Genomic DNA, 16,169 nt, shown 5'->3' on the forward strand with positions numbered 1-16,169 from the left:
CATGTCGCTCCTTCGGTGCATCGGGAGACAACGCGGTCCTCCGGGATCCGTCGGCCGGGACTCCGGTGAAGATCCCGGCGGACAGCGGACAGCGGACAGCGGACAGCGGACAGCGGACGGCAGACTGACCGCGAGCATGCGAACGGCCACCCTGCCCGCAGGATCCCTTCCAAGGCCGACGTCGCCCCGTGACGTGGCGAGGGCTCTCGGTGATCACGCGCGGAGGCATCCCGGACCGTGCCAGGATGACGGCATGTCGACCCGAAAGGCCGAGGCCGTGTAGGTGTCCACAGGAGAGGCTGCACGCAGAGCGACGGGTCGGGGAGCTGAGACATGGTCGCCTTCCACTCCTCCGCGCTGGACGGAGTCGCCGCCAACCCGGCCCTCCCCACAGCGCTGCTGCTGCGGCTGATCGCCTTCGACGGCGGGGGGCACGGCCCGCCCTTCCAGGCCCTCCACCGACCGGGGCTGCCCGAGCCGGCCGTGGCGGTGATCCTCACCCACCCGGTCCTGGACACGCGGGTCCAGTTCGCGACGAGCGGCCAGGCGGAGCCCGAGCAGCGGGCCCGGCTCGCGGACGACTCCTCGCCCAAGGTGCGGGCCGCCGTCGCGAACGGGCCCGAATGGACGCACGATCCCCGGACGAAGGTCCGTCCGCTGCCGGACGCCGTGTGCGGGCGCCTCCTCGAGGACCCCGAACCGTCCGTACGCAGCGCGCTGTTGCACTCGCCCCACCTGGCGCCGTCCTTCCTCGCCTCCCTGGCCCGGCACCCCGATCCGGCCGCACGACAGGCCGCCCTGCGCGTCTGGGACGAACTGACGGCGGACGGGCGCGCCACGCTGCTCGACGACCCCGACCCCGAGGTACGGCGGTCGGCCGCGCTGTGCGCGTGTCCGCACGACGCACGGCTCACGACGGCGCTGCTCCGCGACCCCGCCACCCTGCCCGAGGCGCTGCGCCGGGGGCTTCTCGACCGCGCGGACGCCGAGCGGTTCCTCGCCGAGGGCGTCCACCTGGTCGAACTCGCCGTTAATCCGTCCCTGCCGGCCGACCTCGTGGACCGGCTCGCCGTCGACCCCGACGACGGGGTGCGGCTCGCCGTCTCCCTCCGGCCCGAGCTGACCGAAGCCCGACGCGCCGCGATCGACTTCACCGTGGCCCCGCACGCACGGGGTGACGTGGACTGGGTGGCGGCCGGCACCGCCGACCGGGAGGTGTTGCAGCGGGCCGCTGCCTCCGCCCATCCCCTGCTGCGCCGCGCCGCGGCCCGCAGCCCCCATCTGCCCCCGGATCTCCTGCGGTTCCTGGCCGAGGACACGGACGTCATCGTGCACACCCACCTGGCCATATACCACCCCGACACCCCGGAGGAGGTCTTGATGAGCGTGTACGCACGGCTCGGCGGGACGTTCTCCGCCTGGATGGCGACCGGCCACCCCCGCTTCCCCCGCGAGGGGCTGGCCGCCCGCTACGCGGACCATCCGGACGGGATCTACCGGCAGCTGGCCGTCCGTGACCCCGCCGCCGGCCCCGACCTGATCGAGCGGCTCAGCCACGACCCGGATGTCTGGACGCGCCAGGCGGCGGCCCGCGACCCGCGCCTGCCGCTTCCCCGCCTCCTCGAAGCCCTCGCCCTGCCCGAGCTGGCCTCCAGCGCGGGCGCCAACCCGGCCCTTCCCCCGGGTGAGATGGCCGTGGTCATGGACGAGGCCGGGGTACCCGGATGACGGCGGGCGCCCGGAGCGACGCGGCCGAGGCGTACGGGGTCGGTCCGCGCGTCCGTGGTCACCGCCCGGCGGGCCACCCGCGCCCCGGACGACCGCCCACCCCGGTCGGCACCGGGCGCACCGCCGCACACCCGAATCCGTGTGGTGCGGTGAAGGGGGCGCTGCCGTACGAACCGGTGGGCAGGGAACCGGAGGGATTCACCGGAGCGTGCAACCGGTGAGGGCCACGACCACAGCCGTGCCGCAGCCCTTCGCGGTGGCGGCCGACCGGGGAGAGCGGGCCGCCGCTCCCCGCACCCTGAACACCCTGACGGCTCCCGCTCCTGCGAACAGGGGAGGGAGCCGTCCAAGTGGGTCCGGAGGCGTACGCCTCCGAAGGGTCATGCGTGACGGCGCGAGCTCCGGTTGCCGACGATGACGCGGTAGAGGGCGAGCAGGATGAGGGAGCCGACGATCGCGGCGATCCAGGTGGAGAGTTCGAAGAACCCGTCGATGGAGTCGACACCGAAGATGACCTTGCCGAGCCAGCCGCCGAGCAGACCGCCGGCGATACCGATGAGCATGGTGATGATGATGCCGCCCGGGTCCTTGCCCGGCATCAGGGCCTTGGCGATGGCGCCGGCGAGCAGGCCGATGATGATCCACGCGATGATGCCCATGGTGTGTCTCCGCTTCGTCGTGTAAAGGCTGTGTTAGCTCATCGTGTGCACCAATCTCGCCCGAACAAACGTCTCTTCCGCATCCTGGTTCTGTCGACGCCTGACCGGAGAGGGGCGGTGCGACGCCGGAAGCCGGGTCCCGGGCCGGGCTGCGGGCCGCGATGAGGATGCGAGGAGGAGAAGAACGGTGGCGTGCGGCGCCGGCCCGTCCGGGGCGCCCGGGACGGGCCCGAGGGGTGGGCGGCCCTCACCACCGGGGCCGGACCCGCGTCACGCGTCGCAGCGGGACTCCCACGCGCCCTTCCCGAAGGCGGGGTGACCGGAGGCCAGGGAGCCTCGACCGCGAGGTGTTCGTTCCGGTGTCGGCGTAGCCGGTCCCCGATCTTCCTCACCGTGACCAGCAGCGCTGTGGGGGCGGCGCAGCTCAGGAGGTCCGTGGGCCGGTCCGTGGGCCGGCCCACGGGACAACTCGGCAACCGGAGTACGAAGGTGGGCGTGGCTCACCAGAGGCCGACCGATCCGATCCCGCGCCGCCGGCACCGTGCCCTCGTCAGGACGCGGGGCCTGCCGCGCGGTGCAGCGCGATGGCCGCCACCGCGCACCCGCCTGCGGCCACTACGCCCGCGGCGGCGGTAGCGGCCGGGGTGATCGCCGGTGAGGCGCCGGCCAGACGGGGGATCGCGTTGAGAGGCGCGGCGGCGTACAGCGCGAGGACGGCCCAGCCGCGCGGTGGCGTCGGGGCGAGCCGGAGGCGCAGACGCTCCGGCACGTGGCCGGTGACCACGGCCGGCCCGGCCGGGAGCAGGGTGAGGGAGAAGAGGATCAGGCCGATCCAGCGCCGGGTCACGGCGACGGGGCTCCTGTGGGTGAAGGATCAGTTGCGGCGGGTGGTGGCGATCATGACACTCCCCGTGCCGTGCGTCCAGAACCATCCCGCGGAGCCTTCCCGCGGGGATGAGCAGGAAGCCGGGGGCCGGCTCCGAGGGTGATGGTGTGCAGGTGCGGCCCCCAGGGGCAGGGGTGGGGAGAACGGCGGAGCCGCGGAATCCGCAGGGTCGGAGGCACCGCACTGGACTCGGACGAGCCCGGTACCCGGTCCCCGCCGGGAACCCGGTATCCCGGCCAAGGCCGAAGGGGAGCCGGCCCGGCTCCAGCACGCCTGTGCGCACACCGAGCCCGGCGGCGCCCTGTCCGCGTTCGAGGGGGCCCGTGCAAGGCCGACGAGCTGAGCCGGCGGCTCGCCGAAGTCGCCCGTCACCACCTTGTTCGCGGCGCTCAACGCCGCCACGGGCGAGGTCATCGGCTCCCTGCACCGCCTACCGAGCCCCAAACCCTGGAAAGACAGCTTTCCCCAGCTTCAGGACACTAGGGCAGGTCGATGTCGAAGCCCTGCGGGGTCGGCGTGATTCTGAAGCCGAGGGTCTGCACGGCGAGTTTCAGCTTTCCTCTGCCCGTGTCCCTGAGGAACTGCTTGTAGGTGTCCATCCCGAACAGGGTCTGTAGCGACTTGCCCAGCTCCAGTGAGGTCAAGGTGCGTTCCTCCCCTCGGGCCTCTTGCACCAGGCCGAGGACGACCTCTCGGAAGTCCGCGGGTTCCCCTCGGCCACGCCGGCGGGCGGCGAGCGAGCGCAGTATCGCCGGATCGACCCGAGACGGCTTCGGGCCGGGCGGAGTGCTCGCGGGTGCCGGCGGTTCCTCCGGGTGCGGCTCGGGCGTTGCCTTCATGTCCGTGGGCGTGGAGGTGGACGCGGGGACGGACAGGGCTGGACTCGACGCACCCGGGAGCGGCGACTTCCTGGGAGGTTCCGCGTTGACCAGCGCCTCGGGCGTCTCCCCGGGATAAGTGGGCTCCCAGGCGCGCAGGCCCTCGTAGCTGAAGCCCAAATAGAACTCGACGGGCGCCTCGATGTCACGGGTCTTCCGGAAACGGTTGCGGGGGGTGAAGAAGGCCGGAAGGCGTCCGCGCCTGATCCTCAGCCTTCCGGACTGAGGGCTCTTGATCTCCTGGATGATGCCCTGCACCCGCACCAGCTCCTGGGGGTGGCTCCAGAAGCCGGTCGACCCGTGGCGTTGCTGGCCCATTTCGCTGAAGTGCACCAGCGGATGCGGCCGTGAATCGCCGCCGAGCCACTCGAAGCTCCACTGCCTGCGGTGCGCACGGCTCAGCCGCGTGGATTCCTCGAGGTAGTAGCGGATGCGCTCCTCGTCCTGCGCGTCACCGCGGTACCAGATGAGGAAGTGCAGGATGTAGAGGTAGTAGTTCGCATCCAGGCTGTTGCGCTCCGAGGCGAACCAGGCGAGCCGTTCGAGGGCGTGCGTCTCGGAGTACTCAGGGAGTTTGCGATAGGACTGGAACCACAACCGCAGGTCGGCGTTGGTGGCACGGCCGCTGTTGACGGGCTCCTCCGCCATCTGGGCGATGGTCCGTACCTGATTCTCGGTCAGCTGCGACCAGTCCCGTCCCGCCTTCGCGTACAAGGTGCGGGCAATGGCCAGGTCCATTTCAGGATTAGCCGTGCCACGCCGACGCAGCTCCTGCCACTGCTCGACCAGCCGCTCGACGTCCCCGTACAGCAGGGTCAGTTGGTTGTCGAGCCGCTTGTAGTAGTTACCCTCGGCGTTGATGTTGCGGAGGTTGTCGAGGAGCTCCTCGGCCCGACCTATCTGTTCGGTCACCCATACGGCCGAGGGAGCGTCGCTCTCCATGAACTCCGCGAGGCTCGCCTCACCCGAGGCCTTCCAGAGGCGTTCCACCACGGTCGCGATGAGCTGGATGGGGGTGGACCACGTGTAGTCGGTGTTCTTGTACTTGGCGGCGTCCGTGAAGGCCTCCATCGCACGGTCGAACAGCGGTTCCACGGATGCGAGCAGCTCTTCCGGTGTGTGACGCTCACCGTCCCTGAGTATTTGCTCGAGCGTGTTCTCGATCCAGAACCGGCGGACCATGCCCAGGGTGTGCAGATGGGTCGCGTCCCGCCCGCTGGACTTCTCCACGGCGGTGCGGACGAAGTTCTCGGCCGCGCCGAAGTCCGCCCGCACCTTGTAAATGGCGAAACGGCCCCGATGGTTCCAGAAGTGCGCGTTGTCCGGACACTCGGTGGTCAGCACCTCGAACACCTCGGCGCCGGCCTCCGGCGACATGCTCTCGATGAGTTCCGAGAAGTTGTCCGGCCTCTGCCCGTCCCTGGCCGTGTAGGTGCGCCTGATGAACAGCTCGTTCAGCAGGTGCGCGGTGGTCCTGTTGTCGGGACCGAGCAGGCTGGTCGTCCGCCTGATGAAGTCCACGGAGATCTTGCCGAGGCTGTACTGCTCGCCGTCGAGTTCCTCCTTGAGGACGTACTCCGCGATCAGGGGATGCAGGAGGCGCAGCGCGCCACGCTCCGTCACGACCAGATGACGTAGGTCCGGGCCGAGGAGTTCGCCGAGTTCGGTGTTGGTCAATGGCGAGTAGACCGGCCGTTCGCGTCGCATCCACGAATCGACCATGACGATCGACAGGCCGAGCTCCTGGCCGTAACGGGTGAGCAGGGCGAGGTGGCGGGCGAGTTCCTTCTGTTCCCGGGTCAGCTTGGAGAAGTGATTGCGTACGTACGGGGCGATGCCCTCGAACTGCTCCTCGTAGACGCACAGTCCGAAGTAGAACGGAGACAGCTTCTGCACGGCCACCTCGTCGGTGGCTCCCTCGGACAGGCTGTCCAGGAGCCGGCGCGCCCGGTCGGTGTCCGCGCGCTCCCGGAACTTCTTGAGGAAACGGCTGCGCTCTGCACCCTGCAGCGGATCGAGCAGTTGGTGCCCGCCTTTACGCCGCATGTTCGTGCGGTTCACCCAGAGGAGAACGGCCCGGGTGTTGCGCTGGGCCAGGGTGTGGACCAGTTCGTCGCGGTCGTAGTCCGGGAGGATCGCCGACTCCGCGATCACGAGTGCGGGGTAACCGGTCTCCTGATAGATCTCGTCGATGCGGTCGGCCGTGGTGTCCGAGTAGGTGCGAAGGAGCACGGTCGGATAGGTGCGGTGCAGGTTCCAGGCCACCCGGCGGGCCAGTGTCGTGCCACCGGCGCCGGGGGAGTGATCGAGACGCACGGTGGCGAGCTGGTGGTCGTTCAGCCGCTGGGTGATTTCGTTCTCCAGGGCGTCGTAGGCATCACGCTTGACATCGACCGGGACTTCCAGCTCCTGCCAGGTGGGCGGCCGGCCGCGCCAGAACTCGTCCGCCGTCTGCTGGGCGGGCACGCCGTCGGAGAGGATTTCGGAGTGCAGTACCTCCAGATCGACCGAAAGGCGCTGGAGATCGGACCATCTCAGAGCCCAGCGCTTCCCGTCGAGACCGGGCAGTGACGGGGAGGTGCCACTCCTGTCCAGGGGCAGGGACTCGGCGACGACGGTGATGAAGGCGTCGAGGTCGATCCCGTTGATGGCGGGAGACTGTGCCAGGTCGAGTTTCCTGGCGATGCCGTCGTACCGTTCGTCGATGTAGTCGAGCACACGGTCGATCTGCTGGTCCCGGTGTCCGGAGCGCAGGACCAGGACGGCGGCGGACTGGTTCGGAGTGCCTTCGTGGGTCGCGTCCACCAGCTCTCTGACGCGCTTGAGGTGGCCGCGGCGGCGCCACAGATCGTCGGAGTCGGCGCTCGGCTCGTCATGACTCGTCCAGCCGTTCGCCATCAGCCAGTTGGTCGCGTGGTCGGAGGGGACCGGATCGAGGTTCTCGCCGAAGACGCTGACGTGGCGCCGTTCGGTGAGATCGGACACGACGAGCGAGGACAGGCCGTTGTCGTCGCTGTCCGGATCGAGGTCGATCACCGTTGCCCAGCCGCAGTGCGCAAGTGCGGCCAGTTCGGGCTTGGCGGCCACACTGTCGGAGACCAGGAACAGATCCATGCCCGAGTGGGGCTGCCGGAAGGGCTTCCACAGGCGGAGGGCCTTCTCCGCGGTGACCGGGGTGGCGCTGGAGCTGGTCGCGAGGCCCACGGTGCCGATGGGGTCCTCTTTGGCCATCTCGAACCACACCTTGGCGTGGCGGTCCCGCAACAGCAGCCGCGCCGCCCAGCCCGCGCTGGCCAGGGCGGCGTGGCGCAGGGACATGTCATCGAGGGGCTTGGCGGCCCAGTTGAGGCCGGCGGCGACACGGGCCATGAGCATCTGCTGCTGCCAGACGTCCTCCCGTTTCTGCTCGCGGGTGGTCAGAACGCTCCGTGTCTCGGTGCGGATACGGCGCAGCAGAGTGATGAGACCGGAGTCGTTGAGATCCAGCTCCACGGGCACCGTCAGGGGCTGCTCGTCGAGTCGGGCGAGCAGGGGGAGCACCCGGCCGCTGGTGGAGTGGCCCAGCCCGAACAGCAGCGCGGACAGCTCCAGGTAGGCGTGGTCGTACAGGAGCGGGGTGGGGGCGTCCCAGTTGACGTCGATGAGCCAGTACGCGAGGTCCTTCGTCAGACGGGAGCCCCGGACCAGGACGTTGCGCAGATGCAGGTCGCCGTGGGCCGGCCCGCGGAAGCACGCCAGATCCCGTCCGGAGAGGCCGACGTGGGGATCGAGCAGGACAAGCGGGTTCGGCAGCAACTCGCCCTCGTGGCGGAAGACGTGTCTGGCCCCCTGCACGGGGCCGAGCACCTCGCGGACGCGGGAGCCGCGCTGGTTGTCGGGGAAGGTGCTGCCGAGCCACTCCCGCAGGACCGAGCCGACGGTGCCCTGGTAGTCCGGGGGGCCCGTGACGGCGAGCTGGGCGTTCAGCAGTTCCCTGGACGCCCGGGCACAGGTCTCCTCCCGGTCTTCGGCGTCCACGTGCTCGGCCGAGCGCAGATGGTCGAGGCTGAAACCGGCGATGTCGTACACGTCGACGCTGGTGCCGGATTCCTGGAGCGACTGGACCAGTTGCGGAACGCGAGTACGGCCGTACCCCTCCAGGCCCTGCACGAACGCGTTGTGGGCGTCGGCCTGCGGACGCCTGGTGGAGAACCCGGCCTTGAGGATGTACTGGCCGTTCAACACCCCGTCGCCGTCACCGAGCGGGGCCTGGGCGATGTCGCACAGCATTACCCGGGCATCGGTGTAACCGCCCGCGAGCGGTTTCACGATCTCCACGGAACTGGCGCGGGGTAAGTGACTCCGCAACAGCGCCAAGCCGGATTCCAGCACGTCGCGGCCGGGGCCCCCGTCGCTCTTCGCCGAGTCGCGGTTCATGTCCACAGATTACCGACGTGGACCACGAAAGCACACCGGAACCCGAGGCTTCTTTCCGCAACGGCCAGCGTGCCGGGCCGATTTGGGCTTTCCTTTCCCTTCAGCGGGCATGGTGGCCGACAGAGGCACGCCGACCGTGTGCGAGACCGGCGACCGGGAGGAGGGCACTTCGATGGAGGTGCTGATCGCGGCTGTCGTCGGTGTGTGCGGGACGCTCTGCGCGACATGGCTGACCCAGCGCAGCGCGGAGCGGTCGCGGGAGGCGGAGCGCCGCGACGCCGAACACCTGCGGCGGGCTGAGGGCAAGGCCCGCGAGGAAGAACGGATGTACGAGCTGCGCCGGGCGAACTACATCGCCCTGAACCAGGCCGCCCGTCGCTACTTCGGGGCACTCGCCAACGAGCTTCACCGGCTGCCCTCGGACGGAGGCGGAGCCGGCCCGGAGCCGATGGAGGAGCTTGCAGACCTGGAGGAGGTACGCATCGCCTACCGGGCCTGTTATGCGGAGGCCCAGATGGTGGTGCCCGACAGCGTACTGACCGTCGCCTCGGCCGTGAACCGTGAACTGAACCAGGCCTACGGGAACCTCAAGCGGCTGCACGCGGGAACCCCTCGCGAGCGGGACGACCCCCGGCAGGTCCGGGCTCATCTCGACGCCGCCCGTGGCCTCTTGCACGACCTGCGCCGTGACATGCGCCTCGACCTCGGCATCACCGTCCACGGACCTCTACCACCAAGTGCGCTCGAGCCTCCGCCGGGAGCCCGTCCCTGACCCGGAACTCGAGTCCCACCGGGGCACGGAGGCCCCAACTTCACCCGCACACTCAAGCGCGACCAGCAGCGCCTCGATCAACTGGAGGCGGGCATCGCCGGTGTCCTGGTACGCCTGTCGGCGCTGGAGCCGGCACGCCCGAACAGTTTGCGCCCCGTCTTCACGACCGGTGAGGTCGATCGCCTGATGCGCGTGGCACACCGGATCCGCAGGCTGTGCGACGGCGTCACGGTCAACGGCCGTACGACAGACGTGGCGATCGAGATCGCCCGCAACAAGGACGGCTCGGTGGTCGTGTTCCCCGCGCTCCCCGCGGAGGCACAGGCGCGTGGGCTCCGGCTCTCCTCGGCCGGTGCCGTCACGCATCGAGCGGCGTCGTCAGCACGGCCCGGACGGTCTTGCCGCTGGGTGGGTGGGGGACGCAGTCCCAGTGGTCGGCGAGGGCGGTGACGAGGGTCAGGCCGCGTCCGCCGGTGGGGAGTGCGTCGGGTGCGGTGTCCGTGGGGAGGGGCCTCGGGTGGAGGTTTCCGCGGGCGTCGCTGACCTCGACCCGGAGGCGGCGGGCGCCCGGGTCGAGGACGAGCGTGAGCCGGAAGCAGCGGCCGGGCACGCGTCCGTGCAGGACTGCGTTGGCGGCCAGCTCCGCGACGACGAGTTCGGCACGCTCCGTGAGGTCCTGCGAAGCGCCCCGGGAGCGCAGCTCGGTCACGGCGAGGAGCCGGGCGAGCCGGGCGCCGCGCCGCGTGGACGACAGCAGCTGGGTGAAGGTGCCGACGGGGGTGCCGACGTGAGGTGTTGCGTGGTTCATGGCGTCAGAGTGGCGGCCGGAGGCGGGCCGGGGCGAGTGCCGCGCCCCGTACGCGGAGCGAGCGTACGGACGCGCGGAGGAGTCGGTCCGCCGGATTCCCTAGGCGCACGGGCAGGCCGACTCGGGGGCCGCGCGGTTCGGGGAGCACGTCACCACGGCCAGGGAGAGGTACGAGGGGCGTTCGAGGTAGCAGCCGTACGACACGTCGGCGCCCGAGCGCAGGCGTTCGGCGGCGGAGTCCACCAGTCGGGCCAGGCGCGCGGTGTCCCGGTCGCCCTCCAGCGCGAACCGGGGGGTGTACTCGGCCAGCCGTTCACCGAGCCAGGCCGCCGCCTCCTTCGCCTCGTGCCAGGTGCCCCGGACCAGTGAGCGGGGCTTGAGGAGCCAGTACGCCGTCTCCAGGGGCGGGAGGTCCGACGTCCGGAACTCCGCGGCCACCTGGCGGTAGCGCTCGATCAGTTCCGGCCTGCTCCCGGCCGGGGGCGGATCGGGGTGCGGGGGGCGCCGCATGGCCTCGTCGTCGAAGCGTTCCTTCGGGCCGGTCCACAGGTAGGCGTGGTGGTGCACGAGCCGTTCCCGTTTCGAGAGGGGCCGGCCGGGCGCGGGGAGGGGCCCGGCCCGGCCGGCGGTGGGGAGAGGGGGAGGGAGGGGTCAGGTGCCGAGGCCGAAGCGCGCCGGGCCGATACCGGTGGCGTCCAGTTCCTCCGTGGTGAACCGCAGCGGCTGCGCGTCCGGCCGCTTGCTGTCGCCCAGGGCCCAGGCGTCCTCACCTATCCGGGCGAGGGTCACGCACCCCTCGGTGCAGGGGCCGCCGCACGCCTTCGTGAACGAGGCACCGCTGATGTCGAGCGCGTACAGGGTGGTTCCGTTCTGCATGACTGCACCTTCCAGCTCGTCCGAACGCGGCCGGGTCCGGCCGCCGCCGCCCGCTCCGGGCGGGAGTTCACGGGAGGGGAGACGGTCGCCGGGGTGTTTCCGCAGGTGACCGGCGGACGCGGACGGTTCCTCCTCGCTCTCCGTGACCTCAGAGTGGCGGTCGGACGGGGCGGGGACGAGTGTGGCAGCCCGCACGCTGAGTCGGCGTACGGACACGAAGAGTGGACGGTACGTCTGATTTTCCGTCAGGCTGGAGGCGAACGCGGGCGGCGTGAGGAGCCGTCGTGGTGCGGTACGGAGGAGAGGGAAGGGGTGGCGGATGGACGTCGTCGGAGTCGAGGGGGAGGCGGCCGGGGCCGTGAGCGCCGGTGCGCGGGCGGTCCCGGTGGGGGAGTGGGAGCGGGAGCCGCATCCGTCGGACAGCCTGCGGACGTTCGGCGCCGTCGTCCAGGCGCTACGTGAGCACGCGGGACTCAGCCGGGTCGACCTGGGCGCCCGGGTCCAGTACTCCAAACACACGGTTGAGTCGGTGGAGTTGGGGCGGCGGATGCCGGACGAGGCGTTCGTGGAGCGGGCGGAGGAGGCGCTCGGCAACACCGGTGCGCTGCGGAAGGCCGCGCGGCATCTGACGCGGGGGGAGGCGGGGCTTGCGGCGTGGTTCCGGCGGTGGGCTCGGCTGGAGCGGGAGGCGGTGAGCCTGTGCACGTACGAGTGCCGGTTGGTTCCGGGGCTGTTGCAGTCGGAGGCGTACGCGCGGGCGGTGTTCGACAACAGCATTCCGCTACTGACCGACGAGCAGACGGAGGCGCAGGTCGCCGCCCGAATGGAGCGGCAGACGATAATGCGGGACCGGCCGACCGTGCCGTTCGGCTTCATCGTGGAGGAGTCGGTTTTCCGACGCGGGCTGGGCGGGGCGCAGGTGCAGACGAGCATGCTGGACCATGTGCTTGCGCTGACCGCGCCGCGTAACGTGACGCTGCAAGTGGTGCCGTTGGAGTTGGAGTTCCACGGGTGTCTGGACGGGCCCATGCGGATCTTGGAATCTCCGGAGGGGCGGCGGCTCGGGTACTCCGAGGGCCAGCAGAACGGGCGGCTGATCTCCGACCCGAAAGAGATGATTCTGCTCTGCCGACGCTATGACACACTGCGCTCGCAGGCCCTCAACCCCAGGGAATCCCGGGACCTGCTGGAGCGACTGCGAGGAGAGCTATGAGCAGCGGTACATCGGAACTCGCCTGGTTCAAGTCCAGCTACAGCGGCACCCAGGGTGACGACTGCGTGGAGGTCGCGATCGCCGCACAGGCCGTCCACGTGCGGGACTCCAAGGACGTGACCCGCCCCGCCTTCGCCGTCGGCCGTGAAGGCTGGGGGCGGTTCGTGCGGTTCGTGCGGTTCGCGTCGGAGCACTGAGCGACGTGGGGGCGTGCCGTCCGCTGGAGCAGCGGACGGCACGCCCTCACCGCGTTCGGGAGCCCTTGGTCCCGCCCGTGGGGCCGTGGCCGAGGGGCGCGCGGTTGATGAAGCGGTCACCGAGATCGCGCACGGGCGCGGGGTTCGGCTGCTGGGCGGCGCTTTTCGCTGTGGGCTTCTTCGGGGCGGGCTTCTTGGGAAGTGCCGGCCGGCGCGGTCGCCCGAGGCGGGGCACCGCCCCGGCGTCCGGTCAGCGGGTGGCGAGCAACTCGAGCGTGTCGATCACGCGGTTCGAGAAGCCCCACTCGTTGTCGTACCACGCGACCACCTTGACGTGGCGGCCGTCGACGCGGGTGAGGGCCGAGTCGAAGATCGACGAGGCGGGGTTGCCCGTGATGTCGGACGACACGAGTGGGTCGTCCGAGTACTCGAGGATGCCGGCGAGCGGCCCCTGCGCTGCGGCGCGGTACGCCGCCAGCACGTCGTCGCGCGTCACGTCGCGGGCGACGGTCGTGTTGAGTTCGACGATCGAGCCCACCGGCACCGGTACGCGGATCGAGTCGCCCGACAGCCTGCCGTCGAGGTTCGGCAGCACCACGCCGATCGCCTTGGCGGCGCCGGTCGTGGTCGGCACGATGTTGACGCCGGCGGCGCGGGCGCGACGGGCGTCGCGGTGCGGACCGTCCTGGAGGTTCTGTTCCTGCGTGTAGGCGTGCACCGTCGTCATGAACCCGTGCTCGATACCGGCGAGTTCGTCGAGGACCGCGGCCAGCGGCGCGAGCGCGTTGGTGGTGCAGGAGGCGTTCGAGACGATCGTGTGCACGGCCGGGTCGTAGGCCTCGGTGTTGACCCCGAACGCGAGCGTGACGTCGGCGCCCTCCGACGGCGCGCTGACGAGTACCTTCCTCGCGCCCGCGTCGAGGTGGGCGCGGGCGGCCTTGGCCGAGGTGAAGCGGCCGGTGGCCTCCAGGACGATGTCGACGCCGAGTTCGGCCCACGGCAGCTGCGCCGGTTCCCGCTCGGCCAGCACCGTGATCCGACGGCCGTCGACGACGAGGGCGTCCCCGTCGACGGTCACCGGGCGCCCGAGCCGGCCGGCCGTGCTGTCGTAGGCGAGCAGCCGGGCGAGCGTGGCGGGCTCCGTCAGGTCGTTGACGGCGACGATCTCGAGGGTGCTGTCGCGTTCCAGCAGGGCGCGCAGCACATTGCGTCCGATGCGGCCGAATCCGTTGATGGCGATGCGAGTCATGAGTGGTGTCCCTTCCCTTCCCCACCAGGCTCGCCCACGGCCCGCGCCGCTGACAGTGGCGGGATCGCCACGGTTCAAAAGGATCCCGCCACGCGGTGCCGGACGGGTCACTCGCCCCGGGTGAAGGTGTGCCGGTACTCGCTCGGGGTGGTGCCGAGGATGCGCTGGAAGTGCAGGCGCAGGTTCGCGCCGGTGCCGAGCCCGACGTCGGCGGCGATCTGCTCGACGCCGCGCTGCGAGCGCTCGAGCAGTTCGCGGGCCAGGTCGATGCGGGCGCGCATCACCCACTGCATCGGCGTGCAGCCGGTCTCCTCGACGAAGCGCCGGGAGAACGTGCGCGGCGAGACCCCCGCCCGCCGCGCCAGTGTGTCGAGGGTGAGGGGCTCGCCGAGCCGGTGCAGCGCCCACTCGCGGGTGGCGGCGAACCGCTCGCCGAGCGGCTCGGGGACGCTGCGCGGCACGTACTGGGCCTGGCCGCCGCTGCGGTAGGGGGCAGCGACCAGACGCCGGGCCGCGTGGTGGGACGCGGCCACTCCGAGGTCGCCGCGCAGGATGTGCAGGCACAGGTCGATGCCGGAGGCGGCGCCGGCCGAGGTGAGCACGCTGCCCTCGTCGACGAACAGCACGTTCTCGTCGACCTGGACGAGCGGATGCCCGGCCGCGAGTGCCCGCGTGTAGTGCCAGTGCGTCGTGGCGCGCCTGCCGTCGAGCAGGCCCGTGGCGGCGAGCGCGAAGGCACCCGTCGAGATGGCGGCGAGCCGCGCGCCCCGGTCGTGGGCGGCGACCAGTGCCTCGACGACGGCCCGCGGCGGGTCGTCGCGGTCCGGGAACCGGTAGCCGGGGACGAAGACGACGTCGGCCCACGCAAGCGCGTCGAGGCCGTGGGCGACGTGGTACGCGAGGCCGTCGCCGCCGGTCACGAGACCGGGTGCCGCCCCGCACACCCGCACCTCGTACGGCATGCTCGCGCGGGTCGTGAACACCTGCGCGGGAATGCCGACATCGAGCGGCTTCGCCCCCTCGAGCACGAGGACGGCGACGCGATGCAGGCGGGAGGCTGGCACGGGAAGAGGGTACGTCGGCCGGGACCGTCACCCGCTCGGTTCGGGTCCCGCGGTTCAAGCGGCCGGTCACTGGACATGAGGTGCCCCTGTCGCCCACGGGAAGAGGTTACGAGGGCCGGGGCCGTCACCCGTTCGGTTCGGGTCCCGCGGTTCAAGCGGCCGGTCACTGGACACGAGGCGGCCCCTGGCGCCCGGCCACTCCCGTCGCGGGGCGGTCCGGCCGCGCCGGTATCCGCCTCGTCCCGGGCGCGCGACGGTGGGTCGAGCCAGGCGATCCCGGTTCCGCCGGCCACGCTCGCGGCGCCGGGCCCTCACGCCACCACACCGGGGGACACCTTCGTGGCGCACCGGATCACGACCGCCGGGCCCACCCTGCACGACAAGCTCGCCCTGCGCCGACTCCAGCGCGGACGCGGCCCGGCGCTGTTCCGCCGTCGTCACCGCGGCGACCGCTCTCCGTCTCTCGCACCGGATGCGACGGACGGAGAGCGGTCGTGGGCGGCGACGGCCTCGTGCCGGGATCTGCTCGGCCGCCCCTGGTGACCGGCCGGCCCTCCCGGGGCAGAACACTCAATCAGCCCTGGCGGCGGAGAGGTGTGCGTCCACGTCGACGACACCGTCGACGCCCTGGCAGAGGCCTACGACCACCGCAACGAGACGCGGTTCCGGGAGGTGTCCCCGAAGGACGACGACCCCGTCCCGGACCTCGACCGCGACGGTGCCCTCGCCCAGACCGAGGATGCGCCCCAGGACGTCCTGCTCGACCTCGCCGCGGATCTCGGCGTCGGAGCGGACGAAGGTGTCCAGCAGGTCGCTGCGGGTGACGATGCCGGTGAGGAGCCCGTCGTCGCCGACCACCGGCAGCTGCTTGACGTGCCGCCTGCGGAGTTCCCGCGCGGCCCGGGGGATCGTCCAGTCGGCGCGGGCGGTGAAGACGGGGCTGCTCATGAGCGCGCCCGCGGTTCGGGCCTGGGCCTTGCTCCAGGCGTGCACGTCGTTCCCGTCCCGACCCTGCGGATCGGGCATGCCGGTCTCGTGGCGCAGCACGTCGGACGCGGACACGACGCCGACGGGAACGCCGTCGTCGTCGATGACCGGGGCCGCGACGATGTCGTTGGCGTCCAGCAGGGCGGCGACCTCCTGGAGTGGTGTGGTGGGGCGGAAGGTGAGGACCTCCTCGGTCATCACGTCACCGACCGTGCGGCGGTACAGCACCATGGCATCGGACTCCTCCGCTGTGCGACGGAGCGGCCGCGCCCCTGCCGGCTCGTCCACGCCGTCTTCCCTGCTCATCACACCACCGCGCCGCTCCGGCGGCCAGTGACGTTCGGCCCGGCGGGGAGGACCGGCGGCCCCACGGCCAGCAGTGCGGCCGAGTGCGCGCGAGATGCCGGCGACGCCGGGCGCCCGGCCCCTGCGCCTG

At 71.3% G+C, this 16,169-nt stretch carries 14 protein-coding genes and 1 pseudogene; 6 read left to right on the forward strand and 9 right to left on the reverse strand.

The window, feature by feature from the left end; all coding sequences use genetic code 11:
* Positions 1-333: 333 nt before the first annotated feature.
* The gene (locus tag TU30_RS28405; RefSeq protein ID WP_042175315.1) at positions 334-1,728 is read left to right on the forward strand and encodes a hypothetical protein; all 1,395 of its coding nucleotides are present in this window, start codon (positions 334-336) and stop codon (positions 1,726-1,728) included.
* Positions 1,729-2,108: 380 nt separating this feature from the next.
* On the opposite strand, the gene TU30_RS28415 is transcribed toward TU30_RS28405, so the two are convergent.
* The 3 genes from TU30_RS28415 to TU30_RS28425 all read right to left on the reverse strand — a co-directional run bounded on the left by TU30_RS28415 (position 2,109) and on the right by TU30_RS28425 (position 8,567).
* Positions 2,109-2,387, reverse strand: a complete 279-nt coding sequence (locus TU30_RS28415) for a GlsB/YeaQ/YmgE family stress response membrane protein (RefSeq protein ID WP_042175319.1) — start codon at positions 2,385-2,387, stop codon at positions 2,109-2,111.
* A 550-nt stretch (positions 2,388-2,937) separates the two neighbouring features.
* Positions 2,938-3,234 (reverse strand): hypothetical protein, encoded by a 297-nt coding sequence (locus TU30_RS28420; RefSeq protein WP_042175321.1) that lies wholly within the window; start codon positions 3,232-3,234, stop codon positions 2,938-2,940.
* Positions 3,235-3,752: 518 nt separating this feature from the next.
* Positions 3,753-8,567: a hypothetical protein gene (locus TU30_RS28425; protein ID WP_158719383.1), complete on the reverse strand. Its 4,815-nt coding sequence runs from the start codon at positions 8,565-8,567 to the stop codon at positions 3,753-3,755.
* A gap of 109 nt (positions 8,568-8,676) precedes the next feature.
* On the opposite strand from TU30_RS28425, the gene TU30_RS28430 reads away from it, so the two are divergent.
* Both TU30_RS28430 and TU30_RS37745 read left to right on the forward strand, forming a co-directional pair.
* On the forward strand, positions 8,677-9,339 hold the full coding sequence (locus TU30_RS28430; RefSeq protein ID WP_052479945.1) for a hypothetical protein: 663 nt from the start codon (positions 8,677-8,679) through the stop codon (positions 9,337-9,339).
* 36 nt (positions 9,340-9,375) lie between these two features.
* A pseudogene (locus TU30_RS37745) lies at positions 9,376-9,654 on the forward strand (hypothetical protein); the annotation flags it as partial.
* Positions 9,655-9,697: 43 nt separating this feature from the next.
* On the opposite strand, the gene TU30_RS28435 reads toward TU30_RS37745, so the two are convergent.
* The 3 genes from TU30_RS28435 to TU30_RS28445 all read right to left on the reverse strand — a co-directional run bounded on the left by TU30_RS28435 (position 9,698) and on the right by TU30_RS28445 (position 11,023).
* Complete coding sequence (locus tag TU30_RS28435; RefSeq protein ID WP_042175326.1) at positions 9,698-10,147, reverse strand: ATP-binding protein; 450 nt, start codon at positions 10,145-10,147, stop codon at positions 9,698-9,700.
* Positions 10,148-10,246: 99 nt separating this feature from the next.
* Positions 10,247-10,714, reverse strand: a complete 468-nt coding sequence (locus TU30_RS28440) for a hypothetical protein (protein ID WP_042175329.1) — start codon at positions 10,712-10,714, stop codon at positions 10,247-10,249.
* 84 nt (positions 10,715-10,798) lie between these two features.
* Positions 10,799-11,023, reverse strand: a complete 225-nt coding sequence (locus tag TU30_RS28445) for a DUF397 domain-containing protein (protein WP_042175405.1) — start codon at positions 11,021-11,023, stop codon at positions 10,799-10,801.
* Between the two features lie 319 nt (positions 11,024-11,342).
* Between TU30_RS28445 and TU30_RS28450 the strand changes: the two genes are divergently transcribed.
* Together TU30_RS28450 and TU30_RS28455 are read left to right on the forward strand one after the other, a co-directional pair.
* Complete coding sequence (locus TU30_RS28450; RefSeq protein ID WP_042175332.1) at positions 11,343-12,236, forward strand: helix-turn-helix transcriptional regulator; 894 nt, start codon at positions 11,343-11,345, stop codon at positions 12,234-12,236.
* Positions 12,233-12,433, forward strand: coding sequence for a DUF397 domain-containing protein (locus TU30_RS28455; protein ID WP_042175335.1), 201 nt, complete (start codon positions 12,233-12,235; stop codon positions 12,431-12,433). Before TU30_RS28450 ends, TU30_RS28455 begins: the two co-directional genes overlap by 4 nt.
* A 250-nt stretch (positions 12,434-12,683) precedes the next feature.
* On the opposite strand, the gene gap is transcribed toward TU30_RS28455, so the two are convergent.
* Positions 12,684-13,682, reverse strand: a complete 999-nt coding sequence (gap, locus tag TU30_RS28460) for a type I glyceraldehyde-3-phosphate dehydrogenase (protein ID WP_042175338.1) — start codon at positions 13,680-13,682, stop codon at positions 12,684-12,686.
* A gap of 107 nt (positions 13,683-13,789) precedes the next feature.
* Complete coding sequence (locus tag TU30_RS28465) at positions 13,790-14,746, reverse strand: GlxA family transcriptional regulator (RefSeq protein WP_042175339.1); 957 nt, start codon at positions 14,744-14,746, stop codon at positions 13,790-13,792.
* Between the two features lie 339 nt (positions 14,747-15,085).
* On the opposite strand from TU30_RS28465, the gene TU30_RS36240 reads away from it, so the two are divergent.
* The gene (locus TU30_RS36240; RefSeq protein ID WP_158719384.1) at positions 15,086-15,289 is read left to right on the forward strand and encodes a hypothetical protein; all 204 of its coding nucleotides are present in this window, start codon (positions 15,086-15,088) and stop codon (positions 15,287-15,289) included.
* 27 nt (positions 15,290-15,316) lie between these two features.
* On the opposite strand, the gene TU30_RS28470 is transcribed toward TU30_RS36240, so the two are convergent.
* Positions 15,317-16,039 (reverse strand): CBS domain-containing protein, encoded by a 723-nt coding sequence (locus tag TU30_RS28470; RefSeq protein WP_234308005.1) that lies wholly within the window; start codon positions 16,037-16,039, stop codon positions 15,317-15,319.
* Positions 16,040-16,169 lie beyond the last annotated feature (130 nt).

The sequence above is a fragment of the Streptomyces sp. NBRC 110035 genome (assembly GCF_000829695.1).
Taxonomy (GTDB): Bacteria; Actinomycetota; Actinomycetes; order Streptomycetales; family Streptomycetaceae; genus Streptomyces.

Excerpts from the sequence above, each read along its gene's own strand:
- TU30_RS28430 (WP_052479945.1), top strand. The coding sequence starts at position 8,677 with ATGGTGGCCGACAGAGGCACGCCGACCGTGTGCGAGACCGGCGACCGG.
- TU30_RS28405 (WP_042175315.1), top strand. The coding sequence starts at position 334 with ATGGTCGCCTTCCACTCCTCCGCGCTGGACGGAGTCGCCGCCAACCCG.
- TU30_RS28450 (WP_042175332.1), top strand. The coding sequence starts at position 11,343 with ATGGACGTCGTCGGAGTCGAGGGGGAGGCGGCCGGGGCCGTGAGCGCC.
- TU30_RS28455 (WP_042175335.1), top strand. The coding sequence starts at position 12,233 with ATGAGCAGCGGTACATCGGAACTCGCCTGGTTCAAGTCCAGCTACAGC.
- TU30_RS28445 (WP_042175405.1), bottom strand. The coding sequence starts at position 11,023 with ATGCAGAACGGAACCACCCTGTACGCGCTCGACATCAGCGGTGCCTCG.
- TU30_RS28435 (WP_042175326.1), bottom strand. The coding sequence starts at position 10,147 with ATGAACCACGCAACACCTCACGTCGGCACCCCCGTCGGCACCTTCACC.
- TU30_RS28415 (WP_042175319.1), bottom strand. The coding sequence starts at position 2,387 with ATGGGCATCATCGCGTGGATCATCATCGGCCTGCTCGCCGGCGCCATC.
- TU30_RS28470 (WP_234308005.1), bottom strand. The coding sequence starts at position 16,039 with ATGAGCAGGGAAGACGGCGTGGACGAGCCGGCAGGGGCGCGGCCGCTC.
- TU30_RS28425 (WP_158719383.1), bottom strand. The coding sequence starts at position 8,567 with ATGAACCGCGACTCGGCGAAGAGCGACGGGGGCCCCGGCCGCGACGTG.
- gap (WP_042175338.1), bottom strand. The coding sequence starts at position 13,682 with ATGACTCGCATCGCCATCAACGGATTCGGCCGCATCGGACGCAATGTG.